At 68.7% G+C, this 26,027-nt stretch carries 23 protein-coding genes and 1 pseudogene; 17 read left to right on the top strand and 7 right to left on the bottom strand.

What is annotated here, in order from left to right:
* Positions 1 to 39 precede the first annotated feature (39 nt).
* The 8 genes from JOE46_RS06800 to JOE46_RS06765 all read left to right on the top strand — a co-directional run bounded on the left by JOE46_RS06800 (position 40) and on the right by JOE46_RS06765 (position 8,108).
* Positions 40 to 657, top strand: a complete 618-nt coding sequence (locus JOE46_RS06800; RefSeq protein ID WP_097212183.1) for a cell division protein SepF — start codon at positions 40 to 42, stop codon at positions 655 to 657.
* 105 nt (positions 658 to 762) lie between these two features.
* Positions 763 to 1,050 (top strand): YggT family protein, encoded by a 288-nt coding sequence (locus JOE46_RS06795; protein ID WP_097212184.1) that lies wholly within the window; start codon positions 763 to 765, stop codon positions 1,048 to 1,050.
* Between the two features lie 145 nt (positions 1,051 to 1,195).
* Positions 1,196 to 2,026 carry a DivIVA domain-containing protein gene (locus JOE46_RS06790; protein ID WP_097212185.1) on the top strand — a complete coding sequence of 277 codons (831 nt, stop codon included), beginning with the start codon at positions 1,196 to 1,198 and terminating at the stop codon, positions 2,024 to 2,026.
* Positions 2,027 to 2,042: 16 nt separating this feature from the next.
* Positions 2,043 to 2,291 (top strand): hypothetical protein, encoded by a 249-nt coding sequence (locus JOE46_RS06785; protein WP_097212186.1) that lies wholly within the window; start codon positions 2,043 to 2,045, stop codon positions 2,289 to 2,291.
* Positions 2,292 to 2,529: 238 nt separating this feature from the next.
* Positions 2,530 to 5,742, top strand: a complete 3,213-nt coding sequence (gene ileS / locus JOE46_RS06780; protein ID WP_097212187.1) for an isoleucine--tRNA ligase — start codon at positions 2,530 to 2,532, stop codon at positions 5,740 to 5,742.
* A 47-nt stretch (positions 5,743 to 5,789) separates the two neighbouring features.
* Positions 5,790 to 6,119, top strand: a complete 330-nt coding sequence (locus tag JOE46_RS06775; RefSeq protein WP_097212188.1) for a TfoX/Sxy family protein — start codon at positions 5,790 to 5,792, stop codon at positions 6,117 to 6,119.
* 13 nt (positions 6,120 to 6,132) lie between these two features.
* The gene (locus JOE46_RS06770) at positions 6,133 to 7,479 is read left to right on the top strand and encodes a DNA polymerase IV (protein ID WP_097212189.1); all 1,347 of its coding nucleotides are present in this window, start codon (positions 6,133 to 6,135) and stop codon (positions 7,477 to 7,479) included.
* Between the two features lie 134 nt (positions 7,480 to 7,613).
* Complete coding sequence (locus tag JOE46_RS06765) at positions 7,614 to 8,108, top strand: hypothetical protein (RefSeq protein ID WP_179800573.1); 495 nt, start codon at positions 7,614 to 7,616, stop codon at positions 8,106 to 8,108.
* 58 nt (positions 8,109 to 8,166) lie between these two features.
* Here JOE46_RS06765 and JOE46_RS06760 read toward each other — a convergent pair whose 3' ends face one another.
* Both JOE46_RS06760 and JOE46_RS06755 read right to left on the bottom strand, forming a co-directional pair.
* Positions 8,167 to 8,907 (bottom strand): sensor domain-containing protein, encoded by a 741-nt coding sequence (locus tag JOE46_RS06760; RefSeq protein WP_245220959.1) that lies wholly within the window; start codon positions 8,905 to 8,907, stop codon positions 8,167 to 8,169.
* A complete protein-coding gene (locus tag JOE46_RS06755; RefSeq protein ID WP_097212225.1) occupies positions 8,907 to 9,809 on the bottom strand; it encodes a hypothetical protein in 903 nt (300 codons plus the stop codon). The genes JOE46_RS06760 and JOE46_RS06755 overlap by 1 nt, the downstream gene beginning before the upstream one ends.
* Before the next feature lie 219 nt (positions 9,810 to 10,028).
* Between JOE46_RS06755 and lspA the strand changes: the two genes are divergently transcribed.
* The 3 genes from lspA to JOE46_RS06740 are packed head-to-tail and all read left to right on the top strand — an operon-like array spanning position 10,029 to position 12,131.
* Positions 10,029 to 10,556 (top strand): signal peptidase II, encoded by a 528-nt coding sequence (lspA, locus tag JOE46_RS06750; RefSeq protein WP_218840976.1) that lies wholly within the window; start codon positions 10,029 to 10,031, stop codon positions 10,554 to 10,556.
* Positions 10,553 to 11,479, top strand: coding sequence for an RluA family pseudouridine synthase (locus JOE46_RS06745; RefSeq protein ID WP_097212192.1), 927 nt, complete (start codon positions 10,553 to 10,555; stop codon positions 11,477 to 11,479). Before lspA ends, JOE46_RS06745 begins: the two co-directional genes overlap by 4 nt.
* Positions 11,472 to 12,131, top strand: coding sequence for a hypothetical protein (locus JOE46_RS06740; RefSeq protein ID WP_257017497.1), 660 nt, complete (start codon positions 11,472 to 11,474; stop codon positions 12,129 to 12,131). The genes JOE46_RS06745 and JOE46_RS06740 overlap by 8 nt, the downstream gene beginning before the upstream one ends.
* Before the next feature lie 15 nt (positions 12,132 to 12,146).
* Here JOE46_RS06740 and JOE46_RS06735 read toward each other — a convergent pair whose 3' ends face one another.
* Positions 12,147 to 13,196: an alpha/beta hydrolase gene (locus JOE46_RS06735; protein ID WP_097212193.1), complete on the bottom strand. Its 1,050-nt coding sequence runs from the start codon at positions 13,194 to 13,196 to the stop codon at positions 12,147 to 12,149.
* A 71-nt stretch (positions 13,197 to 13,267) separates the two neighbouring features.
* On the bottom strand, positions 13,268 to 14,323 hold the full coding sequence (locus JOE46_RS06730; RefSeq protein WP_257017498.1) for an alpha/beta hydrolase: 1,056 nt from the start codon (positions 14,321 to 14,323) through the stop codon (positions 13,268 to 13,270).
* A gap of 207 nt (positions 14,324 to 14,530) precedes the next feature.
* On the opposite strand from JOE46_RS06730, the gene dnaE reads away from it, so the two are divergent.
* Positions 14,531 to 18,070: a DNA polymerase III subunit alpha gene (gene dnaE, locus JOE46_RS06725; RefSeq protein ID WP_097212194.1), complete on the top strand. Its 3,540-nt coding sequence runs from the start codon at positions 14,531 to 14,533 to the stop codon at positions 18,068 to 18,070.
* 102 nt (positions 18,071 to 18,172) lie between these two features.
* A complete protein-coding gene (locus tag JOE46_RS06720) occupies positions 18,173 to 19,000 on the top strand; it encodes a TetR/AcrR family transcriptional regulator (protein WP_307861257.1) in 828 nt (275 codons plus the stop codon).
* On the opposite strand, the gene JOE46_RS06715 is transcribed toward JOE46_RS06720, so the two are convergent.
* Positions 18,981 to 19,238 carry a hypothetical protein gene (locus JOE46_RS06715; protein ID WP_209926631.1) on the bottom strand — a complete coding sequence of 86 codons (258 nt, stop codon included), beginning with the start codon at positions 19,236 to 19,238 and terminating at the stop codon, positions 18,981 to 18,983. The genes JOE46_RS06720 and JOE46_RS06715 overlap by 20 nt on opposite strands.
* Before the next feature lie 111 nt (positions 19,239 to 19,349).
* Between JOE46_RS06715 and JOE46_RS06710 the strand changes: the two genes are divergently transcribed.
* The 3 genes and pseudogenes from JOE46_RS06710 to ilvA all read left to right on the top strand — a co-directional run bounded on the left by JOE46_RS06710 (position 19,350) and on the right by ilvA (position 22,930).
* Complete coding sequence (locus JOE46_RS06710; protein WP_209926629.1) at positions 19,350 to 19,784, top strand: nitroreductase family deazaflavin-dependent oxidoreductase; 435 nt, start codon at positions 19,350 to 19,352, stop codon at positions 19,782 to 19,784.
* Between the two features lie 14 nt (positions 19,785 to 19,798).
* Positions 19,799 to 21,527: pseudogene (locus JOE46_RS06705) on the top strand (pyruvate dehydrogenase).
* A gap of 50 nt (positions 21,528 to 21,577) precedes the next feature.
* Positions 21,578 to 22,930: a threonine ammonia-lyase IlvA gene (gene ilvA, locus JOE46_RS06700; RefSeq protein ID WP_097212198.1), complete on the top strand. Its 1,353-nt coding sequence runs from the start codon at positions 21,578 to 21,580 to the stop codon at positions 22,928 to 22,930.
* Positions 22,931 to 22,960: 30 nt separating this feature from the next.
* Here the strand turns inward: ilvA and JOE46_RS06695 are convergent, their stop codons facing one another.
* Together JOE46_RS06695 and JOE46_RS06690 are read right to left on the bottom strand one after the other, a co-directional pair.
* Positions 22,961 to 23,371 carry a hypothetical protein gene (locus tag JOE46_RS06695; RefSeq protein ID WP_257017500.1) on the bottom strand — a complete coding sequence of 137 codons (411 nt, stop codon included), beginning with the start codon at positions 23,369 to 23,371 and terminating at the stop codon, positions 22,961 to 22,963.
* Between the two features lie 331 nt (positions 23,372 to 23,702).
* Positions 23,703 to 24,437, bottom strand: a complete 735-nt coding sequence (locus JOE46_RS06690; RefSeq protein ID WP_245220958.1) for a hypothetical protein — start codon at positions 24,435 to 24,437, stop codon at positions 23,703 to 23,705.
* A 124-nt stretch (positions 24,438 to 24,561) separates the two neighbouring features.
* On the opposite strand from JOE46_RS06690, the gene JOE46_RS06685 reads away from it, so the two are divergent.
* On the top strand, positions 24,562 to 25,992 hold the full coding sequence (locus JOE46_RS06685) for a gamma-aminobutyraldehyde dehydrogenase (RefSeq protein ID WP_209926627.1): 1,431 nt from the start codon (positions 24,562 to 24,564) through the stop codon (positions 25,990 to 25,992).
* Positions 25,993 to 26,027: the final 35 nt, after the last annotated feature.

Below are 26,027 nucleotides of genomic sequence, written 5' to 3'. Positions count from 1 at the left end.
GCACCGCCCGATTGTCCGCCGCGCCAAGGAAGGTCGACGATGAGCACTCTGCACAAGTTCAAGGCTTACTTCGGCATGGTCCCCCTCGAGGATTACGAAGACGATTACCTCGAGGAGCCGCGCCGCGCACCCCGCGGTGGACGTTACGAGGGTGAGCTGGACCGTGAGTACGACGATGTCGGCTACGTGCCCCGCGACGAGCTCGACGAGCTCGACCGCCCGGCCGCGCCCCGTCGGATGGAGCCGCTGCCCGCGCGCAGCACCCGTCCCGGCGCTCCCGTCGGTGCCCGCACGCCCGCGACCCGCGGCGCGCTCGCGGTCGACACCCAGCCGCGCGTCGAGAGCCGACGCGCGCCCGTATTCGACGAGGGCGGACCGCTGTCCAAGATCACCACGCTCCGCCCCCGCGACTACGGCGAGGCTCGTATCATCGGCGAGCGCTTCCGCGACGGCACCCCGGTCATCATGGACCTGGTGGAGATGAGCAACGCCGACGCCAAGCGCCTCGTCGACTTCGCGGCCGGCCTGGCGTTCGCGCTGCGCGGCTCCTTCGACAAGGTGGCCACAAAAGTGTTTCTCCTCTCACCTGCCGATATCGATGTCTCCGCCGAGGAGCGGCGTCGGATCGCCGAAACCGGCTTCTACAACCAGAAATAGGCGGTCTGGACGGGCTGGAAGTAGGCTGGCCCGGCCGGATGTCCTGAGGCCGGTGCGGACCGATCTCGTTTTGATTGGTCCGGCCGAGTCAGGCAAAGTGATGGAGTGACCTTGTTCGCGGTGATCTACTTCCTGCTCTTCGTCTTTTGGTTGTTACTCATCGGACGGATCATCGTCGAGTTCATCCGGACATTTGCTCGCGATTGGCGACCCACCGGCATTGTGGTTGTCATTCTCGAAGCGATATTTACGGTCACAGATCCACCGATCAAGCTGCTCCGGCGGCTAATTCCGTCGATAAATCTCGGCGGGGTTCGGTTGGACCTATCAATCATGGTCTTGCTGTTCATCGTCTTCATCTTGATGTCGGTCGTTCAAGGACTGGCCGCGTGATGTCGATGGTTGAGTCGTGGCGCGACCTACGGGTCTGGTGTGACAGAATGGACGCCAGTTACAGTGGGATTGCTTGGTTTCCCGCTGTATGCGCTATAACTGAATGCTTGCTCGACCGCCAACAGACGCGTGAAGGGATCCTTCCATGCCGCTGACACCAGCTGATGTGCACAATGTCGCGTTCAGCAAGCCGCCTATCGGCAAGCGGGGCTACAACGAAGACGAGGTCGATGCGTTTCTCGACCTCGTCGAGCAGGAGCTCTCGCGACTGATCGAGGAGAACGCGGATCTCCGCCAGCGCGTGGGTGAGCTCGATCAGGAGCTCGCGGATGCGAAGAAGGCTCCTCGGCCGGCAGGTGCCGCGCCGGAGCCCGTTCGGGTTGTAGAGCCGCCCAAGCCGGTCGCCCCGGTCGCAGCCCCCGCGCCCGCCGCTCCCGTCGCTCGCCCTGGCAACACCGAAGAGGCGAACCTGCAGGCCGCGAAGATCCTGGGCCTCGCCCAGGAGATGGCGGACCGCCTGACCGGCGATGCGAAGACGGAGTCGGAGCAGCTGGTCACCACGGCCAGGACCAACTCCGAGCAGCTGGTCAGCGACGCGCGGACCCGCTCCGAGGCGATGATCTCCGACGCACGGCAGAAGTCCGAGGCACTGCTCTCCGACGCCCAGACGCGTTCCGAGACGCAGCTGCGTCAGGCCAAGGAGAAGGCGGATGCGCTCCAGGCCGACGCCGAGCGCAAGCACACCGAGATCATGGCCACCATCAACCAGCAGCGCAGCGTGCTGGAGGGCCGGATCGAGCAGCTCAAGACGTTCGAGCGCGAGTACCGGGTGCGGCTGAAGTCCTACCTGGAGTCGCAGCTCGAAGAGCTCGAGCAGCGCGGTTCCGCGGTCCCCGTGGACGGTGGCCAGGAGGCGTTCGGTGGCGAGGCTTCCAAGCCCGGCCTGAGCCAGACGTTCGCCAAGGGCAACAACTAAGACGGAAACGCCCGTCGTGCTGGTCCTGACGCTCGTAATGGCAGCGGTGGGGTTCGCGCTGCTGGTGATCGCCCTGATGACCGGATCGGTCGTCTGGGCATGGGGATGCATCGTGGTCTGCGTGATCGGTGCGGTGTTGCTGCTGGTGAGTTCACTACGCGGCAACACCGCACCGGACGCGGCCGAACCCGGTGCCCCGCCATCGGGCGGGCGGGCCGACGCGAGCCGGGAGTCGTCGGACAGGCGATTTGACGCCGACGACTAGAATCGCAGTCAGTATGTGGCGTTGATCCGGCCATCACCGGGGAGCCTTCGGAAGAACGGCACGCGTTCGAGATGGACGGGTCGCTCAGTAGAACCGAACGGGTGGGCCCGTCACAGCCCAGCACGAGAGGTCCGGGCCGCGGCGCTGCCGCGTCCGGGCAAGCGGGGTGGTACCGCGGTCGCAGCGCAGAGGCGCTGCCGTCGTCCCCGTGCCAGACACGGCACGAGGGAGTACTGAGTTGACGAACAACTCGACCGGCAACGGATCCGACCAGACGGGCGCAGGCTATCCGCGAGTTGATCTCGGCGGCGGCAAGGCCAACACGAACGTGCGTTTCCCCGAACTCGAGCAGCGGGTGCTGGCCGAGTGGGCCTCGGACGACACGTTCCGCGCCTCCATCGCCAACCGGGCCGACGCGCCCGAGTTCGTCTTCTACGACGGCCCGCCCTTCGCCAACGGCCTGCCGCACTACGGTCACCTGCTCACCGGTTACGTCAAGGACCTCATCCCGCGCTTCCAGACGATGCGCGGCAAGAAGGTCGAGCGCCGGTTCGGCTGGGACTGCCACGGGCTGCCCGCCGAGCTCGAGGCCGAGAAGCAGCTCGGCATCAAGGACAAGTCCGAGATCGAGGCGATGGGCCTCGCCGAGTTCAACGCCGCCTGCAAGTCCTCGGTGCTGCGCTACACCGACGAGTGGCGTGAATACGTCACCCGCCAGGCGCGCTGGGTCGACTTCGACAACGACTACAAGACCCTAGACCTGGACTTCATGGAGTCGGTCATGTGGGCGTTCAAAGAGCTGCACGACAAGGGACTGATCTACCAGGGCTTCCGGGTGCTGCCGTACAGCTGGTACGAGCAGACCCCGCTGTCGAACCAGGAGACCAAGCTCGACGACGCGTACAAGATGCGTCAGGACCCGGCGGTCACCGTCGACATGCCGCTCGTCGCACCCGGGTCGCCGCTCGACGGCGCGAACGCGCTGATCTGGACCACCACGCCGTGGACGCTGCCGTCCAACCTGGCGATCGCCGTGCACCCCGAGATCGACTACGTCCAGGTCGAGGGCAAGGACGGCAAGCGGTACGTGCTCGCCAAGGACCGGGTGGCCCACTACGCCCGCGAACTCGGCGAGGAGCCCGCCGTGCTCTCCGAGCACAAGGGCGCCGAGCTGGTCGGCCTGTCCTACGAGCCGCCGTTCGACTTCTTCCACGGACCCGGCAAGGGCCACGAGAACGCGCACCGCACGCTCGCCGCCGACTACGTCACCACGGACTCCGGCACCGGAATCGTCCACCTCGCACCGGCTTTCGGTGAGGAGGACATGGACTGCGCGACGGCCAACGGCATCGAGATCGTGCAGCCGCTCGACGCGGGCGGCAAGTTCACCGCGATGGTGCCGCCGTACGAGGGCCTGCAGGTGTTCGACGCCAACCCGGTCATCGCCAAGGACCTCAAGGCGGCCGGCAAGCTGCTTCGCCACGAGACGATCGAGCACTCGTACCCGCACAGCTGGCGCAGCGGCCAGCCGCTGATCTACATGGCGGTGCCGTCGTGGTTCGTCGCCGTGACCAAGTTCCGGGACCGGATGGTCGAGCTGAACCAGGAGATCACCTGGGTTCCCGAGCACATCCGCGACGGGCAGTTCGGCAAGTGGCTCGAGGGCGCCCGCGACTGGAACATCAGCCGCAACCGGTACTGGGGGAGCCCGATCCCGGTCTGGATCTCGGACGATCCGGCATACCCGCGGACGGACGTGTACGGCTCGCTCGACCAGCTGGAGGCCGACTTCGGCGTGCGGCCGACCGACCTGCACCGGCCGATGATCGACGACCTGGTCCGCCCGAACCCGGACGACCCGACCGGCAAGTCGATGATGCGTCGCGTCCCCGAGGTGCTGGACTGCTGGTTCGAGTCCGGCTCGATGCCGTACGCGCAGGTGCACTACCCGTTCGAGAACAAGGACTGGTTCGACGGCGGCAACGGGCAGGAAGGCCACAACCCCGGCGACTTCATCGTCGAGTACAACGGCCAGACCCGCGGCTGGTTCTACACGCTGCACGTGCTGGCGACCGCGCTCTTCGACCGCCCGGCGTTCAAGACCGTCGCCGCCCACGGCATCGTGCTCGGCGACGACGGCCTGAAGATGAGCAAGTCCAAGGGCAACTACCCCGATGTCAACGAGGTGTTCGACCGGGACGGCTCGGACGCCATGCGGTGGTTCCTGATGTCCTCGCCGATCCTGCGCGGCGGCAACCTGGTCGTCACCGAGCAGGGCATCCGCGAGGGTTCCCGGCAGGCCCTGATGCCGCTGTGGAACGCGTGGAGCTTCCTGCAGCTGTACGCGGGCAAGCCGGGACAGTGGCGCACCGATTCGCCGAATGTGCTCGACAAGTACATCCTGGCGAAGTTGTCGGGCACCCGTGACGCGATCACCGAGGCGCTCGAGGTCAACGACATCGCCGGTGCCTGCGACGAGCTGCGGACCTTCTGCGACGCGCTGACCAACTGGTACGTGCGCCGGTCCCGGACGCGGTTCTGGGACGAGGACCGCGACGCCATCGACACCCTGCACACCGTGCTCGAGGTCGTGACGCGGCTCGCGGCGCCGCTGCTGCCTTTGGTCACCGAGGTCATCTGGCGCGGCCTCACCGGCGGGCGTTCGGTGCACCTGACGGATTGGCCGGAGGCCACCGATCTGCCGTCCGATCCGGAGCTGGTCAGCGCGATGGACGAGGTCCGCTCGGTCTGCTCGACCGTGCTCGGCCTGCGCAAGGCGCAGAACCTGCGGGTGCGGTTGCCGCTGCCCGAGGTGACCGTCGCGGCCGAGGACGCGGAGCGGTTGCGCCCGTTCCTCGGCATCATCGCCGACGAGGTCAACGTCAAGAAGGTGGACCTGACCGAGGACGTGGACGTTCACGGCAAGTTCGAGCTCGTCGTCAACGCACGGGCCGCGGGCCCGCGTCTCGGCAAGGACGTGCAGACGGTCATCAAGGCGGTCAAGGCGGGGGACTGGTCCGAGGTGGACGGTGTCGTCACGGTGTGGCCGGGTCGCTCCGCAGGCTCCGCTCCTGAAGCCGGCATCGCGCTGCTCCCGTCCGAGTACACCCAGCGCCTGGTCGCCGCCGAGCCCGAGTCCACCGCGGCCCTGCCGGAGAACGCGGGCCTGGTGGTCCTCGATTCGGCGGTCACCGAGGAGCTCGAGGCCGAGGGCTGGGCGAAGGACCGCATCCGCGAGCTGCAGGACGCCCGCCGCGCGGCGGGCCTGGAGGTCTCGGACCGGATCGTCGTCACGTTGCAGGTGCCCGAGGACCGGCTCGACTGGGCCGTCAGGCACCGTGAGCTGATCGCGGGGGAGATCCTCGCGACCAGCCTCGAGCTCGGCGAGGCCAGCGGTCCAGGGGCCGTCGACCTGGGCGAGGGCGCCCGGGTCGTGATCACCAAGGCGTGAGGAGTGTCGGTGCCCCGTTGTCGGGGTACCGGCGTAGCTTCCCACCTATGAGCACCAGCAAGGAGACGGTCGCGCACGTCCTCGGGCAGCTCGAGCCCCTGGACGTGCGCGCCCGCGCGATGTTCGGCGAGTACGGGTTGTACTGCGACGAGAAGATCGTCGCGCTGATCTGTGACGACACCGTCTTCGTCAAACCGAGCGAGGCGGCGGACGAGTACCTCGACGCGGTGACCCTTGCCGCGCCGTATCCGGGTGCGAAGGACTACCTGGCGATCCCACCGGAGCGACTGGCCGACACCGACTGGCTCCACGAGTTCATCCAGCGCACCGCCGATGCGCTGCCCCAGCCGAGGAAGAAGAAGCCCCGATCGCGATGACGCTCGCACCACGATGACCGGGCCGACCACCTCGCGCCGCTGGGTGCTGCACCTCGACATGGACGCGTTCTTCGCCTCCGTCGAGCAGCTCACCCGGCCGACGCTGCGTGGGCGGCCGGTGCTCGTCGGCGGGCTGGGCGGTCGCGGAGTTGTCGCGGGTGCCAGCTACGAGGCGCGCGCCTACGGGGCGCGGTCGGCGATGCCGATGCACCAGGCCAGGCGCATGGTCGGCGCGGGCGCGGTGGTGCTGCCGCCGCGCGGCGGCCTCTACTCGATGCTCAGCAAGACGGTCTTCGACGCCCTGCGTACCCGGATGCCGGTGCTCGAGATGATCTCCATGGACGAGGCGTTCGGGGAGCCGCAGGAGCTGGCCGGGGCGGATGCGGTAGCGGTCCGGGTGTTCGCGGAGGAGTTGCGCGCCCTGATCCGGGACCGGACCGGGCTGGTGGCGTCGATCGGCGCCGGGTCGGGCAAACAGATCGCGAAGATCGCCTCCGGGCTCGCGAAACCGGATGGGGTCCGGGTGGTCACCCCGGCCGAGCAGCGCGGGCTGTTCGAGGCGCTGCCCGTCCGGAAGCTGTGGGGGATCGGCCCGGTCGCGGACGAGAAGCTGCGCAGGCTCGGGATCGAGACCATCGGCGGGCTGGCCGCGACCTCCTCGACCGAGATCGTCTCGGTGCTCGGCGCCACGCTGGGGCCGAGCCTGCATCGCCTGGCGCAGGGGATCGACGACCGCCCGGTGGCCGAGCGCGCCGACGCGAAGCAGGTGAGCGCCGAGACCACCTTCGCCGCCGACCTGGTGACCCTTGACCAGCTGCGTGCGGCGGTGGAACGCACCGGCGCCGCCGCGCACTCCCGGCTGCTCGGCGACGGCCGGGCGGCCAGGACCGTGGTGTTGAAGCTGAAGAAGTCCGACATGAGCATCGTCACCCGCTCGGCCACCCTGCCCTACGCCACGGCGGACCTGCAGACCCTGGTGGCCACCGCGCAGCGGCAGGTGATCGATCCGCTCGAGCTGGGCCCGGTGCGACTGGTCGGGGTCTCGCTCGGGGGACTCACCTCTGTTCGGCAGGGCTCGCTGTTCCCCGACCTGGACCAGGGCGATGTGATGCTCGTCACAGAGGAGAGGCGGCCGGAGGCGGACGCGCCGCCCGCGCCGGTGGTCGCGGATGCGGTCCGTTGGCGCCCCGGTCAGGACGTCGCGCATAGTGAGTTCGGTCACGGATGGGTCCAGGGCTGCGGACATGGCGTGGTCACGGTCCGATTCGAGACACGCTCGACCGGGCCGGGCCTCGCGCGTACCTTTGCCGAGGACGACGGCGGACTTGGCCGCGCGGACCCCGAGGCGAGCCTTCATTAAGGATCACCTTATTTTTATGGTGTTCACTACTGTCACAGACAGACTTCGGTGGATGCCATAGTGGACGCAACCCCTGAATCGCTCTGAGCACCAACGAGCACCGAGAACATGTTCACCCGAGAAAAGGAAAAGCATTGATGCTCCGCAAGACCCTCATCGCCGGTGTCGCCGTGGCGGCCGCCCTCTCGCTCGCCGCCTGTGGTGACGACACCAACACGGCGGAGAAGACCACGACCGCCAAGGCCACCACCACGGCTGCTGACAGCAGCCTCGACTACCCGGCCGCGCCCTCCGCGGTCGAGCTGAACGCGATGCTGGTCAAGGGCCTCGACCCGGCCACCCCGGCCGCCGAGAAGGTCACCCTCGTCCAGGACGGCGAGTCGGACCCGGGCCTGTTCGACGCCGTGGCCGCGGCCGCCAAGCAGTCCAACGCCACCGTCACCGTCGTTGACCCGATCCTCGACAACGGCGACGGCACCCTCACCGCCACCGTCAACATGGACATCGGCGGCCAGGTAAGCGCCGGCACCGCCGGCTTCGTGGTCGAGAACGGCCAGTGGAAGCTGTCGAAGGAGTACGCCTGCAACATCGTCAAGCTGGCGAACCTCACCTCGCCTGCCTGCGTCTGACGCTAGCTGGAACCGACCGAATGCCGGTGCCCCGCAAGGGGTGCCGGCATTCGGCGTTTCACACGGGAGCGGCGGCGCCGATCCGGTCCGCTGCGGTGCGGGCCAGCCGCGCGAGCAGGTCCTGGCCGATCGGCTGCTGGCCGGAGGCCACCAGCTGCACGAGGGTCGAGCCGACCTGAGCGATGACCACGTCCGAGGTCATCGTGACCCCGTCGCTGGACGTCAGCAGCCGCACCGCGATCGAGGCGTCGCCCACCGCCGGCTGCTCGAGGCCGCCGAGCCGGTACTGCACCTCGAAACCGTCGGCGTCCGTGCCCCGGTACTCGGTACACCCGGAGAGGGTCTCCTGGACGCGGGCCAGCGCGCCGGCGGCGCCACCGTCCGGGTAACTCGCGGCGTCGATGTCGACGCTGGTGAAGTCCGGCCCGCCGAACCTCGCCAGGGCGCGCGACGTCGACCCGGGCACCTGGTCCGCCACCTCGCGCAGCACGGCCGCGCACGCCTGCGGATCGGTGCTCGACCGGTCGGCGGCGTCGTACTCCGGGGCCGGCGGCAGACCCAGGTCCTGCACCGGATCCGCAAGGGGCGCAAAACCGGTCGGTAGGTCGGCGGTGGTGAGCAGGGCGGCCTTCAGCCGGGCCGGATCGGTGATCGGGCCTGCGCCTGCCGTCGCCGAGGCTGTCACCTGGGCGGGCAGCGGAGGCAACGACGTGGCTGCCTCCTCGCCGCCGGATCCGCCGCACCCCGCGAGCAGGGGCAGCGCGGCCACCGTGCAGGCCAGGACGCGCGTGCGGCGCATCAACCGGCCCACTGCACGCGGTTGGTGATGGTCTGCCGAAGCGTCGTGGTGGCGTTCGGGTCGCGGTAGCTCTGGTGACCGCCAACGGTGACGTCCCCGCCGACGGGCAGCGGCTGATTCAGGTCGACGACCATGGTGCCGGTCCCCGTCATGACGTACGTGTCGATGTTGAGCCTGCTCGACTTGTCCGGCAGATCCCACACGGGCGACTCGGGCGTCTGCGTCACCGTGACGTCGACCGTGAGCCGGTCCCCGTCCCGTTCCCGCAGGGTCGCCGTCGTCACCTGGTCGAGCGCGATCCCGCTCATGACCTGTTGCCGGAGCGTCCAGACCGCCCCGATCCCGATCTCCGCGTCCGGGAACGACACCGTGCGATAGACGGACTGGTAGAAGGCCTGCTCGACGGCGGAGCGGGCGATATCCCTCGAGTCGGGGTCAGGGGCGATCCGGAGCGAGGTGATGGCCCCGGTCGGCTGCACGGTGAAGCCCGCGCCCGACCCCTCCGACTCCTTCAGTGCGTCGGACAGCCGCGGGTCCGGGGTGCCGATCGATCCGAGCGTCAGGTCCACCTGGATCGCCGGATCGGACTGCTCGCCTCGCACGGTCGCGGTGAGCGGTGTGCGCAGCTCCGGGGTCGAGAAGTCCTGCTGTGGCTGATCGTCGATCTGCTGATAGACCTGCGAACGGGTCGTCAGCGTGGCGTGCTGCTCGGAACCGATCGGCGGGTGCACGGTGACCCGCTGACGCGGCTCCGCGCCCGGATCGAGGACGGTGGCCGTCACCGCCGACACCGGGACGGTGACCTCGGTGGCGGACGCGGTGGCGACATCGGTGGGGGCGGCATCACCGCCGGACCCGCACGCGGAGACGAGGGAGGTGAGGGCGAGGGTTGCGGCGACCAGAGCGGTCCGGGCCGTCGCCGTTGCCGGGAGGGCGGACCGAGGAGAGAACACAGGCACCCGACCAGGTTAGCCACGGTTGGGTGTGGTGGGGCCCGGCGTGCCACCGTAAGGGATGATGGCGGGGTGAGTGAAGCGGAAAATGCGGAGAACCCCGACGCCGGGGCGAGCGAGGCAACGGGAGGTGGAACCGCGGTGGCCGCCGTGCAGGCGCCGCTGAGGATGCCGATGCTGGTCGCGATCGCGGCGCTGATCCTGGGACTGGACCTGGTCACCAAGATCCTCGCGGTGCGGCACATCAAGCCCGGCGAGCCGATCGAGCTGATCGGTGACGTGGTGACGCTGACCCTGGTCCGCAACCCGGGCGCCGCCTTCTCGATGGCCACCGGGATGACCTGGGTGCTGACCCTGGTCGCGATCGGCGTGGTGATCGGCGTCATCAAGATCGGCCGGACGCTGCGGTCGCCGTGGTGGGCACTCGGCCTCGGCCTGGTGCTCGGCGGTGCGCTCGGCAACCTGATCGACCGGATCTTCCGGGCCCCCGGCCCGCTTCAGGGCCACGTCGTCGACTTCGTGTCGGTCGGCTGGTGGCCGGTGTTCAACGTCGCCGACTCGGCCATCGTCTGCGGCGCGATCCTGCTGGTCGCGCTCACCCTGTTCGGGTTCGAACCCGACGGCACCCGGGCGGGCGCCGATTCCGACGCCACCGCCGACTCCGACCTCGATGCAGGCAAGGCGGCGGACGCATGAGGGAGACACGGTCGATGCCCGTACCCGACGGGCTCGAGGGCATGCGCGTCGATGCGGGCCTTGCCCGGCTGCTCGGCCTGTCGCGGACCGCGGTCGCCGCGCTCACCGACGAGGGTGCGGTCCTGCTCGACGGCATCGCGGTCGGCAAGTCGGACCGGCTGCCTGCCGGTGCCTGGCTCGAGGTCGAGCTGCCCGAACCCGCGCGGCCGCTGACGGTGGAGGCGCAGCCGGTCGAGGGCATGGAGATCTTGTACTCCGACGACGACGTCGTGGTGGTGGACAAGCCGGTCGGCGTCGCCGCGCACGCGAGCGTCGGCTGGACCGGACCCACGGTCATCGGCGGGCTCGCCGCGGCGGGCTTCCGCATCTCGACTTCCGGGGCGCACGAGCGACAGGGCATCGTGCACCGGCTCGACGTCGGCACGTCCGGCGTGATGGTGGTCGCGACGAGTGAGCGCGCGTATACGCTGCTCAAGCGCGCGTTCAAGCAGCGCACCATCGACAAGCGGTATCACGCGCTGGTGCAGGGCCACCCCGACCCGAGTAGCGGCACGATCGACGCGCCGATCGGACGGCACCGCAGCAACGACTGGAAGTTCGCGGTCACCGCGGACGGCAAGCCCAGCGTCACGCACTACGACACGGTGGAGGCGTTCCAGGCAGCCAGCCTGCTCGACATCCACCTGGAGACCGGGCGCACACACCAGATCCGGGTGCACTTCGCGGCGCTCCGGCATCCCTGCTGCGGCGACCTGACCTACGGCGCCGACCCCCGGCTCGCGGAGCGGCTCGGCCTCGAACGGCAGTGGCTGCACGCCCGCGCGCTCGGGTTCGCGCACCCCGCGGACGGCCGCTGGATGGAGATCACCAGCGACTACCCGAAGGATCTGCAATACGCCCTCGAGGTCCTCAGGAGTGCGTGATCGGGCCGGGGCGATCGTGGCGGTCTGCTGCGCTCTCGCCCTGGCGGTGCTGGTCGTGGTGCTCGGCCTCGCCAACCCGCCGCGGCCGACCTCGATCGCGACCGACCGGCTCGGTCCCGACGGCGGCGAGGCGGTCAGCGAGTACCTCGATCGAGCGGCCGACTCGGTCGGCGGGTCCGACGCCGATCAGCACTGGGCGCTGGTCTCGCTCGGCCCCGAGGCGACCGTCGAACAGGCCTACCGCCTCGCCGACGGCGTCCGGATCTCCCAGGTGCTGTTCCGGGTGCCGATCGATCGGGTGCAGACGCCGCTGATCGTCGTGGACGTGCCCGCGGACGAGGCGGCGGTGCGCCGTTCCCCGCTGGTCGCGGCCGGACGATTGCAGGGCTCGGCGGGGGAGTGGGACCGGCAGGCCCGCATCGATGCTGTGTCGGCCGGGCGCCTCGCCGACGGGTGCGCCTGTGTGGTCGGGATGACCGTGCGCGGCGACCTCGCACAGCTCCGCGCCCTCGCGGCACGGCCCGGCGTCCGGGCCGTGGAGGCGCTGCCCGCGGACGCCGAGTACGGACGGTTCGCGGTCACGCCGCTGCTGCCCGAGCAGACTTCCGCCGTGGCCCCCGGCCCGGACGACGGCGACGTGCCCGCCCGGTGAGAACTGCCCGCCCGTTCAGTCCTGCTCGGTGTGCTTGCGCAGGAACTCGATGGTCCGCTCCAGCGCCAACCGGCCGTCCTCGTTGTCGAGCTTGAACTGGTATTCGTGCCCGAGCGCCGGCTTGTGGTCGGCCGGGTAGAAGACGGTCGTCACGTCCACGTCGAGCCCGCGCAGCCGCTCGGCGAGCGGCACCGACTGGGTATCGGTGAGCGGGTCGGCGTTGCCCCCACTGATGTAGGTGGGCGGGAACTGCCCGGTCACGTGGAGGATCGTGGACATCTGTGCCACCGCGGCCGAATCGTCGAAGTCCTTGGTGCCGAGGGAGGACCAGACCAACTGGTCCATGGCCCAACCGAGGATTCCTGGCAGGCCGACAACCTTCCTCACGTCGAAGACGCCGCAGTTGAGCACCACACCGCGCAGCTGGCCGGGGCGCAGCGCAGGGGTGACGCCGACCTCGCGGGCGTAGTCGGGGTTGGTGATCAGCGCCGCGAGCTGGCTCGAGAGCTGGGCCCCGGCGGAGTCGCCCGCCAAGACGATCCGCTGCGGATCCACGTGCAGCCGTTCGGCGTTCGCGATCAGGTAGGCGTGCGCGTCGTTCAGCTGGTGCACGGGGGTGGGGTAGGTCTGGTCGGGGCCGAGTGAGTAGTCGAGCGAGACCACGGTGAAGCCCGCGGCCGCGAGCAGCCGGTAGTAGGGCGCGAAGTCGGTCTTGTGGCAGGAGATCCAGCCGCCGCCGTGGGTCCAGATCACCGTCGGCAGCGGGCCCTGCGCCGCCTCGGGGAAGTAGACGTCGAGGTGGGCGTCGGGGTCTCCGTCTCGGTACTGCTGGTCCGTGACGCGCGCGACCCCGGCGGGCTCGTGTGCGCCGAGAGCCGCGGTGACGCGGTCCGCGTCCCACTCGAAGCCCCAGCGCACCGCCCTCGTGAAGGGTCGCGGGGTGACCCGGGAGACGAGCACGCCTGCCGCCGCCGTCACGACCGGGACGGCGAGCCCGAACAGCCCGAGTCGCTTCCATCGGCCGCGGGTGCGCAGCGCAGTCGAGGTGTCGCCGACTTCGGTCATGATGGTTCCTTCCGGTGTGCGGCGTCACCCCGACGGTGGCCGCAGGGACAGTCTGGCAGCTCGGCAGGGGGCTAGGGCGCGGTGTGCGCCTTCAGGAACTCGACGGTCCGCTCCAGCGCCCGTGTGCCGTCCTCGTTGTCCAGGTCGAACTGGTACTCGTGCGGCAGCGCGGGCTCGTGGTCTTCTGGATAGAACAGCGTGGTGACCTCGACGCCGAGCCCGCCGAGCTCGGCCGCCAGCGGCTTGGACTGCTTGTCGGTCAGCGGATCGCCGTTGCCGCCGCTGATGTAGGTGGGTGGGAACCCGTCGGTGACGTGGCGCATGGTCGACATCTGCCCGATCGCCGTCGAGTCCTCGAAATCGCGGCTGCCGGTGTACGCCCAGAGCGATTGGTCCGCTCCCCAGCCGACGATGCCGGACCCGCCCGTCATCTTCTCGACGTCGTAGATCCCGCAGTTCAGCACGACACCGCGCAGCTGCTCGGGGCGCAGCGCCGGAGTGATGTCGAGCTCGCGCGCGTACTCGGGGTTGGTGACGAGGGCGGCCAGCTGGCTGGAGAGCTGCGCACCGGCCGAGTCGCCCGCGAGCAAGATACGGCTCGGATCGACGTGCAGGCGCTCCGCGTTCGCGACGACATAGGCGTGTGCGTCGTTGAGCTGGTGCACCGGGGTCGGGTAGGTGCGCTCGGGCCCGAGCGAATAGTCGAGGGAGACGACGGTGAACCCGCGCTCCGCCAGCAGCTGGTAGTACGGCGCGTAGTGCGACTTGTTGCCGGAGATCCAGGCGCCGCCGTGGGTCCAGATCACTGTCGGCAGCGCCTCGGTCGCCGTCTCGGGGAAGTAGACGTCGAGGAGGGCGTCGGAGTCGCCGTCCCGGTACTGCTGATCGGTGATCGAGGCGATGCCCTGCGGGGTGTGCTTCTCGAGGGCGCTGGTGGTGGTCGCCGCGCCTCGGTCGAAGACGACGCGGACGACCATGGCGCCGGGCCACGGGCTGAGCGTGAAGGCGAGGACCGCGGCAAGGATGAGCGCGAGCAGGATGCCGACGACCCAGAGGATCCACCGCCTCCAGCGCGAGCGCGGGCGGGCGCTCGGGGAGGGCGATTCGCTCTGGGTGTCGATGGTCACAGACTCTCCTCGGTGGTGGTCGGGCGCGCCGGGCGTCAGTATCTCCGATCGAGGTGAGGGGTCGTGAGCAACACACCGCCCGCCGCGCTCCGCCTCGGCGCGGGTGACCGAAGCTGTCGGCCCCAGCGCCTACACTCGGTTCGCTAGTTATGAGGTCGCTGAAAACATCGGGGCGCTCCACGTCCTTCGAGAGCTAGAGAGGCGCGCGTGGCTGACTCGTTCGTGCATCTGCACAATCACACTGAGTATTCGATGCTCGACGGTGCGGCCAAGGTCGGTCCGATGTTCAAGGAAGCTCAGCGGCTGGGCATGACCGCGGTGGGGATGACCGACCACGGCAACATGTTCGGAGCCAGCGAGTTCTACAACGAGGCCAAGAAGCACGACATCACCCCGATCATCGGGATCGAGGCGTACATCGCCCCTGAGTCCCGCTTCAACACCAAGCGCGTGCTGTGGGGTGACCGGAGCCAGAAGTCCGACGACGTCTCCGGTAGCGGCGCCTACACCCACATGACGATGCTCGCGGAGAACGCGACCGGCGTGCGGAACCTGTTCAAGCTCTCCTCCCGCGCCTCGATCGAGGGCCAGCTCGGCAAGTGGGCCCGGATGGACGAGGAGATCATCGCCGAACACCACGAGGGGATCATCGCGACCACCGGTTGCCCCTCCGGCGAGGTACAGACCCGGCTGCGGCTCGGCCACGACCGCGAGGCCCTCGAGGCTGCCGCGAAGTGGCAGGAGATCTGGGGCAAGGACAATTTCTTCCTCGAGCTGATGGACCACGGACTGTCCATCGAGCGCCGCGTGCGTGAGGGGCTGCTCGACATCGGCCGTCAGCTGGGCATCCCGCCGCTCGCGACCAACGACTGCCACTACGTCACCAAGGACGCCGCCGAGAACCACGAGGCGCTGCTCTGCATCCAGACCGGCAAGACGCTCAGCGACCCCACCCGGTTCAAGTTCGACGGTGACGGCTACTACCTCAAGTCGGCCGAGGAGATGCGGGCGATCTGGGACGACGAGGTCCCGGGCGCCTGCGACTCGACTCTGCTGATCGCCGAGCGCATCCAGCCCTACGACGATGTCTGGAAGCACCGCGACCGAATGCCGATCTTCCCGGTGCCCGAGGGTGAAACCCAGGCCAGCTGGCTGCGGAAGGAGGTGCTGACCGGGCTGGACCGCCGCTTCCCCGGCGGCCCGCCGCAGGAGTACCTCGAGCGCGCCGACTACGAGATCGACGTCATCAACGAGATGGGCTTCCCGGCCTACTTCCTCGTCGTCGGTGACCTGATCAACCACGCCAAGGAGGTCGGCATCCGCGTCGGCCCCGGCCGTGGCAGCGCGGCAGGCTCGCTCGTCGCCTATGCGATGGGCATCACCAACATCGACCCCATTCCGCATGGTCTGCTGTTCGAGCGGTTCCTCAACCCCGAGCGCGTCTCGATGCCCGATATCGACATCGACTTCGATGATCGCCGCCGCGGGGAGATGGTCCGCTACGCCACCGAGAAGTGGGGCAGTGACCGCGTCGCCCAGGTCATCACGTTCGGCACCATCAAGACGAAGGCCGCGATCAAGGACTCGGCCCGAGTCCAGTTCGGCCAGCCGGGCTTCGCGATCGCCGATCAGATCACCAAGGCGCTGCCGCCGCCGATCATGGCCAAGGACATCTCGGTCTCGGGCATCACCGACCCTGAGCACGAGCGCTACAAGGAGGCCGTCGAGGTCCGCGCGCTGATCGACTCCAACCCGGACGTCGCGAAGATCTATCAGACCGCCAAGGGTCTGGAGGGCCTGATCCGCAACGCCGGCGTGCACGCCTGCGCGGTGATCATGTCGTCCGAGCCGCTCACCGACGCGATCCCCGTGTGGAAGCGCGCGCAGGACGGCGCGATCATCACCGGCTGGGACTACCCGTCGTGTGAGGACATCGGCCTGCTCAAGATGGACTTCCTGGGTCTGCGGAACCTGACGGTCATCGGCGACGCGCTCGAGAACATCAAGGCGAACCGGGGCATCGACCTCGACCTGGACACCATCCCGATGGACGACCCGGCCACCTTCGAGCTGCTCTCGCGCGGGGACACCCTCGGAGTCTTCCAGCTCGACGGCGGCGGCATGCGCGAGCTGCTGAAGCTGATGCAGCCGACCGGCTTCGGCGACATCGTCGCCGCCCTCGCGCTCTATCGTCCCGGGCCGATGGGCATGAACGCGCACACCTCCTACGCCAAGCGCAAGAACGCGCTCGAGGAGGTCAGCCCGATTCACCCGGAGCTGGAGGAGCCGCTCAAGGACATCCTCTCGGAGACCTACGGACTGATCATCTACCAGGAGCAGATCATGCACCTGGCGCAGAAGGTGGCGGGGTATTCGCTGGGCCAGGCCGACCTGCTGCGCCGCGCGATGGGTAAGAAGAAGCTCTCGGAACTGGAGAAGGCGTACGCCGGATTCCGTCAGGGCATGCTCGACAACGATTTCGGTGAGGCCGCCATCAAGGCGCTGTGGGACACGGTGCTGCCGTTCGCCGGCTACGCGTTCAACAAGTCGCACTCCGCGGGCTACGGCCTCGTCTCCTACTGGACTGCGTACCTCAAGGCCAACTACCCGGCCGAGTACATGGCCGGTCTGCTCACCTCGGTCGGCGACGACAAGGACAAGTCCGCGATCTACCTGGCGGACTGCCGGAAGATGGGCATCACGGTGCTGCCACCGGACGTGAACGAGTCGGCGGTCAACTTCGCCTCGGTCGGCAGCGACATCCGGTTCGGCATGGGCGCGGTGCGCAATGTCGGCGCGAATGTGGTGGCCTCGATCATCAACGCGCGCACCGAGAAGGGGAAATTCACCGATTTCTCCGACTATCTCAACAAGATCGATGTGATCGCCTGCAACAAGAAGGTCACCGAGTCGCTGATCAAGTCGGGGGCGTTCGACTCGCTCGAGCATCCCCGCAAGGGCCTGTTCCTGATCCACACCGACGCCATCGAGTCGGTCCTCGGCACCAAGAAGGCCGAGGCGGTCGGGCAGTTCGACCTGTTCGGGGACGCGGGCGGTGCCGATGAGTCGCTGTCGTCGGTGTTCGCGATCCGGGTCCCGGAGGAGGAGTGGGAAACCAAGCACCGCCTCGCGTTGGAGCGGGAGATGTTGGGGCTCTATGTCTCCGGGCACCCGCTCAACGGGGTCGAGCACATCCTCCGGCAGCAGTCCGACACCTCGATCGCCTCGATCCTCGAGGGCGAGGTCAAGGACGGCGCCCAGGTGACTCTGGGTGGCATCATCGCCTCCGTGGACCGGCGGGTGAACAAGAATGGTCTGACCTGGGCCATCATCCAGCTCGAGGACCTCGTCGGCGGCATCGAGGTGCTGTTCTTCCCGCAGGCCTACTCGGTCTACGGCATGGACATCTCGGAAGACGCCATCGTGCTGGTGAAGGCGAGGGTCTCGATCCGTGACGATCGGATGTCGCTGATCGGCAACGACCTCGCGGTGCCGGACCTGTCCGCGGTCGGGGTGGCCAAGCCGGTGGCGGTGAGCCTGCCGACGCGGCTGTGCACCGAGGACAAGGTCGGCGCTCTCAAACAGGTGCTGACCCGCCACCCGGGCACCTCGGACGTGCACCTGCGATTGATCAGCGGCGACCGCATCACCACCCTCAAGCTGGACGACAGCCTGCGAGTGGAGCCATCCTCCGCGTTGATGGGTGACCTGAAGGCGTTGCTCGGTCCGGGCTGCCTGGCCGGCTGAGCCGGACCGGGGTAGCGCCGCACACGGCAGGCCGTCGCGTATCCCTTTACGGCGTAAGGCAACAATGATCGCGATTGCTTACCCCGTAAGGAGTTGAGTTCGGTGAGTGTAGGTACAGGTCACAGCGATGCCGCCCGATCGATGGCGCTGCTGTGGCGGGCGCCCGAGGTCCCGAGATCCGCGCCGGGGCCGAGGCAGGCGCTGACCGTGGACGAGATCGTCGCGGCCGCCATCGAGGTGGCGGATGAAGCCGGGATGGCGGGTCTGTCCATGCGTGCGGTCGGCGCCCGGCTGGGGCGCACGGCGATGGCGCTGTACACCTACGTGCCGAGCAAGGCCGAGCTGGTGGACCTGATGTACGACAGGGCACACGGCGAGCTGCCGACCCACTACGACCTCGCGGAGGGTTGGCGTCCGGCCGTCACATCGTGGGCAAGGGACCTGTGGGCCTTCTACATCCGGCATCCGTGGACGCTGACGGTCTCCTATGCGCGCCCGGTGCTCGGACCCGACGAGCAGGCCGTCCTCGAGGCGCTGGTGCGGATCCTGTTCGAGGCCGGACTGTCCGCTCGGGTCCTGCGCCGGGTCGTCGGCGCGCTGTTCCACTTCGTGCGCGGCGCCGCCGCGGCGGTTGCCGATTCGCGGCGGGCGGCCGGCGCGACCGGGATGTCGGACGAGCAGTGGTGGTCGACGCGGTCCGCACTTCTGCAGCAGGTGGCCCCGGACTTCGCCGAACGCTTTCCGATGCTGGTGCGGCTCGGGGTCGAGGCCGCCGCGGAGGAGCGGGACGCGTTCCTGGAGGGCGGTCGGGCGCCGGATCTCGAGGACGAGGCGACCGAGAACTTCGCCGTCGGGCTCGACGTGCTGCTGGACGGCATCGAGCGTAACCGCTCGGCCCAGGTGGCGGTGGCTAGCGGCCGGACCGCGTGACCCGGTCGCCTGCCCAGTACAGGCGGCGCGCCCACCACACGGCCACGGTGGCCGCGGCGGCCACCAGCACGGCAGGCTGCATCGCCTGGGTGATGGCGAGCAGGGCGACGAACACCAGCAGGCCCGCGGCCAGCGCCTCGAGCTTGTAGAGCGGCCATTCGGTACCCGCCAGGTTCACCGAGGCGCCACGGCCGCGCGCACTCCGGTGTGGCGTGGTGGCGAAGTCGGCGGTGGTCATGAGTTCAGGCTACTAGGAGATCGAAGTTCGGTCCAACGAACACTTGAGTTCGTTGGGCTGACTTCGGCCCGTCGGGCTGCACGGCCGTGGCCGGAGGTGTTCACTGAGGGCATGCCGCTGACAGGAGAATACGAGCCCAGTCCGATGAAGTGGTCCGCCGATCAGGCTGAGCTGTATGAGAGTTCGGGCGGAACCGAGGGCACGACCATGCAGGGCAAGCCGGTGGTCCTGCTCACCACCAAGGGCGCCAGATCCGGCAAGCTCCGCAAGGCCCCGTTGATGCGCGTCGAGCACGAGGGGGAGTACGCGATCGTCGCCTCGCTCGGTGGCGCGCCGAAGCATCCGGTCTGGTACCACAACGTCGTCGCGGATCCGCACGTCGAGCTGCAGGACGGCCCCGCCAAGTGGGACATGATCGCCCGCGAGGTCACCGGCGAGGAGAAGGCCGTGTGGTGGGAGCGTGCCGTCGCGGTCTGGCCCGACTACGCGGAGTACCAGAAGAAGACCGACCGCCAGATCCCCGTATTCGTGCTCACCCCTCAGTAGCCAGGAGGGCCGCCGTGGCCGCGGAGACCGTTGCAGACCAGATCGTGTCCCAGCTCGTCGCCGCGGGCGTCCGCCGGATCTACGGCATCGTGGGTGACAGCCTCAACCCGATCGTCGACGCGGTCCGCCGCACCGGCGGCGCGGGCGCGGGCGGCATCGACTGGGTTCACGTCCGGCACGAGGAGGCGGCGGCGTTCGCGGCGTCAGCCGAAGCGCAGATCACCGGCGAGCTGGCCGTCTGCGCGGGATCCTGCGGGCCCGGCAACCTGCACCTGATCAACGGGCTGTACGACGCGAACAGATCGGGGGCGCCGGTGCTCGCCATCGCCTCGCACATCCCGAGCACCCAGATCGGTACCGGCTACTTCCAGGAGACCCACCCGGACCGGCTGTTCGTCGACTGCTCGCAGTACGCGGAGATGATCAGCACCCCCGCACAGTCGCCGCGGATCGTGCACACCGCGATGCAGCACGCGCTCGGCCGGTCGGGAGTCGCGGTGATCACGGTGCCAGGCGACATCGCCGACCTTCCGGCCGCGGGCACCCCGCCGACGCTGGTCAAGACGCGGCCGCCGGCGGTCGTGCCCGCCGACGCCGACGTCCGGGCCCTCGCCGACGCGATCAACGCCGCCGAGCGGGTCGCGATCTTCGCGGGCGCGGGGGTCCGCGAGGCGAGGGACGAGCTGCTGGCTCTCGCCGACACCGCTGCCGCGCCGATGGGCCACACGCTGCGGGGCAAGGAGTGGATCCAGTACGACAACCCGTTCGACGTCGGCATGGCCGGCCTGCTCGGCTACGGCGCCGCGCACGACGGCATGCACGGGGCGGACCTGTTGCTCCTGGTGGGCACCGACTTCCCGTACGACCAGTTCCTGCCCGACGACGTCCGCACCGCGCAGATCGACGTCGCCAGGGAGAAGCTGGGCAGGCGCACGAGCCTGGATCTGGCGGTGCACGGCGACACGGTCAGCACGCTGCGGGCGCTGAACCCCCTGGTGCACCGCAAGACCGACCGGGAGTTCCTCGAACGGTCGCTCGATCGGCACCGCACCCTGATGGAGAAGGTGGTCGGGGCGTACACCAGCCCGGTCAAGCAGCGCACGCCGATCCATCCGGAATACGCGGCGTCGATCCTCGACGACCTTGCGGCGGAGGATGCGGTGTTCACCGCCGACACCGGGATGTGCAACGTGTGGACCGCGCGCTATCTGAACCCGAACGGGTCGCGGCGTTTCCTGTCGTCGGCGCTGCACGGCTCGATGGCCAACGCGCTCCCGCACGCGATCGGAGCGCAGCTCGCCGCGCCGGACCGGCAGGTGATCTCGGTGTCCGGCGACGGTGGGCTGTCGATGCTGCTCGGCGAGCTCGTCACCGTCGCCTCGTTCCGGATCCCCGTCAAGATCGTGGTGTTCAACAACTCGACCCTCGGGATGGTCAAGCTCGAGATGCTGGTCGACGGGCTGCCCGATTTCGGTTGGGGGTACCTCCCTGCACGAAGTGCTCGGGGACATCGGGACCGGCCTGCGGGAGGCGCTGGCGCATCCGGGCCCTGCGTTGGTCGACCTCGTGACCGATCCGAATGCGCTGTCGCTGCCGCCGTCGATCACCGGCGGGCAGGTCAAGGGCTTTGCCCTCGCGATGTCGAAGATGGTGATGAACGGCGGGGTCGGTGAGGCCGTGCAGATGGCGAAATCCAATCTGCGGAACATTCCCAGGCCCTCCCAGTTCGACCCCCGGGGCTGAGATGCCGGGTCGGGTCGCCGACCCGCGAGCGCAGGTGGCAGCATATTGAGGTGTCGAAATCCCCGGAACTCGCCGACCTGATGGCCACTCTGCCGCTCGATGCGGACGAGATCGATGCTGCCCAGAGGCGAATTTCCGACGTCGTCGCGGTGACCCCGCTCCAGTTCAGCGAGCGGCTGTCGGCGGCCACGGGTGCCAAGGTGTACCTCAAGCGCGAGGACCTGCAGGTCGTCCGGTCGTTCAAGCTGCGCGGCGCCTACAACCTGATGGTCCAGCTCACGGCGCAGGAGCGGGAGTCGGGCGTGGTGTGTGCCAGCGCGGGCAACCACGCGCAGGGCGTGGCCTACGCGTGTCGGACGATGCAGATCCGCGGCCGGATCTACGTGCCCGCGAACACGCCGCGGCAGAAGCGTGACCGGATCAAGGCGCACGGCGGCACGTTTGTCGAGTTGATCGCCACCGGCAAGACCTATGACGCGGCCGCGGCGGCGGCCAAGGAGGACGTCGCGCGGACCGGCGCGACGATGGTGCCGCCCTTCGACGACCCGCGAACAGCGGCAGGCCAGGGCACCATCGCGGCCGAGATCGTCGAACAGCTCGGCGAGCAGCCGGGCACGGTGATCGTCCCCGTCGGCGGCGGCGGGCTGATCGCGGGAATCGCCACGTACCTGCACGAGCGTTCCCCGCACACCGCGATCGTCGGCGTCGAGCCGAGCGGCGCCGCATCGATGACGGCCGCGCTCGTCGCGGGTGGCCCGGTGACGCTGCCCGAGATCGACCCCTTCGTGGACGGAACGGCCGTCCGTCGGATCGGCGACCTGCCGTTCGAGGTGATGGCCGCGCTGGGCGCAGGCATCGTCTCGCACGGTTCGCTGCCGCTGATGGCCCAGCCGCGCTCCGGCATCCCGGGCGAAGGTACGTTCGCCATGATCCACACCGACGAGGGCGCGGTCTGTACTGCGCTGCTCGGTCTCTACCAGAACGAGGGCATCATCGCCGAGCCGTCGGGTGCGCTGTCGGTGGCGGCACTGGAGCTGGTGAAGGTCGAGCCGGGGAGCACGGTGGTCTGCCTGATCTCAGGCGGCAACAACGACGTGTCGCGCTACGGCGAGATCCTCGAGCGTTCGCTGGTCCACCTCGGGCTCAAGCACTACTTTCTTGTGGACTTCCCGCAGGAGCCGGGTTCGCTGCGTCGGTTCCTCGACGAGGTGCTCGGTCCTGAGGACGACATCACCCTCTTCGAATACGTCAAGCGGAACAACCGGGAGACCGGCGAGGCGCTGGTGGGCATCGAGCTCGGCTCGGCCGCTGGCCTGGACTCGCTCCTGGAGCGAATGCACGGATCCGGTATGCACGTCGAGCAGCTCGAGCCCGGCTCGCCTGCCTACCGCTACCTCACGTAGGCAGGGCGTGAGTCGGGCTGACCGGTCGGGTCAGGGGAGGGTCCGCACGAAGTCGAAGAAGGCGGGTGCCAGAGCGGGATTCGCATTGCTCGAACCGCTGATGGCGCCTGCCGCGCCGCCGATCACGGCCCCGGGGATACAACCGACGAACAGGAACAGGACGCAGCCGACCACGGCTCCGACGCCGGCCCCGATGTTCGCGTTGATGTTTCCACCACCCATCCAACCGATCTCGAACTGCGTGACCAGGTTGTCGTAGGCAGCCTGGCTGTACACCTCGTGGGGTTCGAGCACACCGGTCAGCGGATCCGGGCTCTCGGGGGCCTGGTAGGTGATGGTCGTGTCATCCGGGGGCGGCGGTGCGGCGTAGGAAGTACCGGCGCCGATCCCCATCGTCGCGATGACCAATACGGAGAGCGTCGTGCCTTTGTGAAGTTTCACTTGGGGGCTCCTCTCATTCCAAGGAGACGGCCCCGATCTGGTCTAAGACCGTCCGGAACATCGCTTCGAATGATAACCGCCGAGCTGCCCGAATAGCCATCCTCCAGATGTCCACGATCGCGATCACGGCCGGCGACGTTTTCTGCCGAAACCGCCTCTGAGCAGTGCAATTCCGGCTACTGTGATGGGACTCAGGAGGCGGCATCTGATGCCCGAACGGGCTCCTGTCATAACTGCCGGCGAGGGTGCGCCGCCGGCCAGGAACCCCGCGTGCTGACCGAAGGTGAACTCGCAGAGGGCAACCCGCTTCTGCCGGCCGGGCGAGTAGGCGTCACCGGGCATTCCACCGGCTGAAGAACGGTTCGGTTATCGCTCGGATCGGTCGCGCGATCGTCTGGCCGTAGGTCCCGAACAGCTCGTCCCGCGAGTCGAACGTGCCTAGGTTCGCGGCCACGAAACCGGACAGGTCCAGGCACGACCGAGACGACTGCCCGCCCCAGTTGATGGGGGCCCGTGCGAGCGCGTCGAACAGTGTCTCCTCTCCGCTGTTGGCGAAGGGCTCCGCATCGATCGTGCAGTCGCCGCCGTCGAAGATCTCGGACGCGTCGAGCCACCGGCCGTCGACCAGGAATTCCGGCCAGGCGAGCAGGACTCGATCGGGAACCAGGCCGTGGAGGTATCGGAAACGCGGGTACCAGAACTCGCCGTGCAGGACCAGGCCGCGAACCCTGGTGTGGATCGAATGCCGGCGGGCCAACCCCTCGACGACCGCCAGCCGCTGACTGCACGAGCCGCGGCCACGGCGAATCGTCGTCGACATCGGTTGCTGGTCATCGAGTGCGTAGACGCCGCGAACCTCGCGCCGGACGCAGGTGTGCGCGGTTCGGAGAAAGGAAGTCGGCGTCGCCGGAGCTTCCGGTGCGGGGAGGACTCGGTCGTAGAGTCGCTCCGCATCGCGCGCGGACCAGTCCAAGATCGGGGTCGCGGTCACGGATCCGGATGAGTCGGCGGCCGTGGTGGGCGTCAGCGGCCTACCGCGCCACGAGGTCACCGCGCTGCACGTCATCTCGCGACGATAGCGCTCTGATCCCCTCCCGCTCGGCCCGAGTACTCCTGCGCGGACGCGGTGATGTGGCGCACACTTGTCCCAGCTCGTGAACTCGCAGCCGTCCCAGGAGGTGTGGGAATCCATGGCAGTCGAACTGCTCGAGAACTACGTCAACGGTCGCTTCGTGGCCTCGACGGCAACGGATTCGATCGAAGTGGTCAATCCGGTGGACGAGACGGTGGTCGCCAGGGCGCCGATCTCCACCAAGGCCGATATCGATTCCGCCGTCGCCGCGGCCAGGGAGGCATTCACGTCGTGGGGGCGGACCACCCCTGGTGTCAGGCAGGCCGCGCTGCTCGCGCTCGCTGATGCGATCGAGGCACACAGCGACGAGCTCGTCGATGCCGAGTGCCGTAACACCGGCCAGCCGAAGGCGGTCATCGCCGCCGTCGTGGTGAAGGTCGGCGCGGATCAGCTCCGATTCTTCGCGGGCGCGGCTCGCATGCTCGAGGGCAGGTCCGCCGGCGAGTACAAGGACGGATTCACCTCATACGTCCGGCGGGAACCGATCGGCGTGGTCGGTCAGGTGACGCCGTGGAACTACCCGTTCCTGATGGCCATCTGGAAGCTCGGGCCCGCGGTCGCCGCCGGGAACACGGTGGTGCTCAAGCCGAGCGACACCACCCCCGAGAGCACGCTGGTTCTCGCCCGGCTCTCGAAGGGCATCCTGCCCGACGGTGTGCTGAATGTCGTGCTCGGCAACGGCGGCACCGGCGCGACCCTCGTCGAGCATCCCGACCTCGGCCTGGTCTCGATCACCGGGTCGGTCCGCGCGGGTATCGCGGTTGCGGTGTCGGCGGCGAAGCAGCTCAAGCGGGCCCACCTCGAACTCGGAGGCAAGGCTCCCGCGGTGGTGTTCGCGGACGTCGACGTCGACAAGGCCGCAGGTGGGATCGCCGAGGCGGCGTTCTTCAACGCGGGCCAGGATTGCACGGCCGCCACGAGGGTGCTGGTGCACGCGTCGATCCACGACGAGTTCGTCGAGGCGCTGGTGGCCAAGGCAAAGGGCCTCAAGGCCGGGCTGCCCACCGACCCGGACACCTTCTACGGGCCACTCAACAATGTCAAACAATTCGCTGCGGTGACCGGCAAGATCGCCTCGCTGCCTGGGTACGCGAGGATCGTTACCGGTGGAAAGCGGATGGGGGAGAAGGGTTTCTTCCTCGAACCGACCGTCGTCACCGGCGTGCGACAGGACGACGACATCGTTCAGGAGGAGACCTTCGGCCCGGTGCTGACCGTCCAGCCCTTCACCGACGAGGAACAGGCTGTCGAACTCGCCAACGATGTCCGGTTCGGTCTGGCCTCGAGCGTGTGGACGAGGGACCACGGGACTGTCCAGCGGATGTCCGCCGCACTCGATTTCGGGGCGGTGTGGGTGAACTGCCACATTCAGTTCGTCGCGGAAATGCCCCACGGCGGCTTCAAGTGCTCCGGTTACGGCAAGGACCTTTCGGCCTACGGGGTCGAGGACTACACCCGAATCAAGCACGTCATGAGTGCCAACGACTGAGCGTGATTCCCTCCGCTCCCGCACATCGAGGACCG

This window comes from Rhodococcus sp. PvR099 (assembly GCF_017833315.1).
Lineage (GTDB): Bacteria > Actinomycetota > Actinomycetes > Mycobacteriales > Mycobacteriaceae > Rhodococcus_G > Rhodococcus_G oryzae.
The sequence above is the reverse complement of the archived record's forward strand: the minus strand, read 5'-3'. Positions and strand labels throughout refer to the sequence as shown.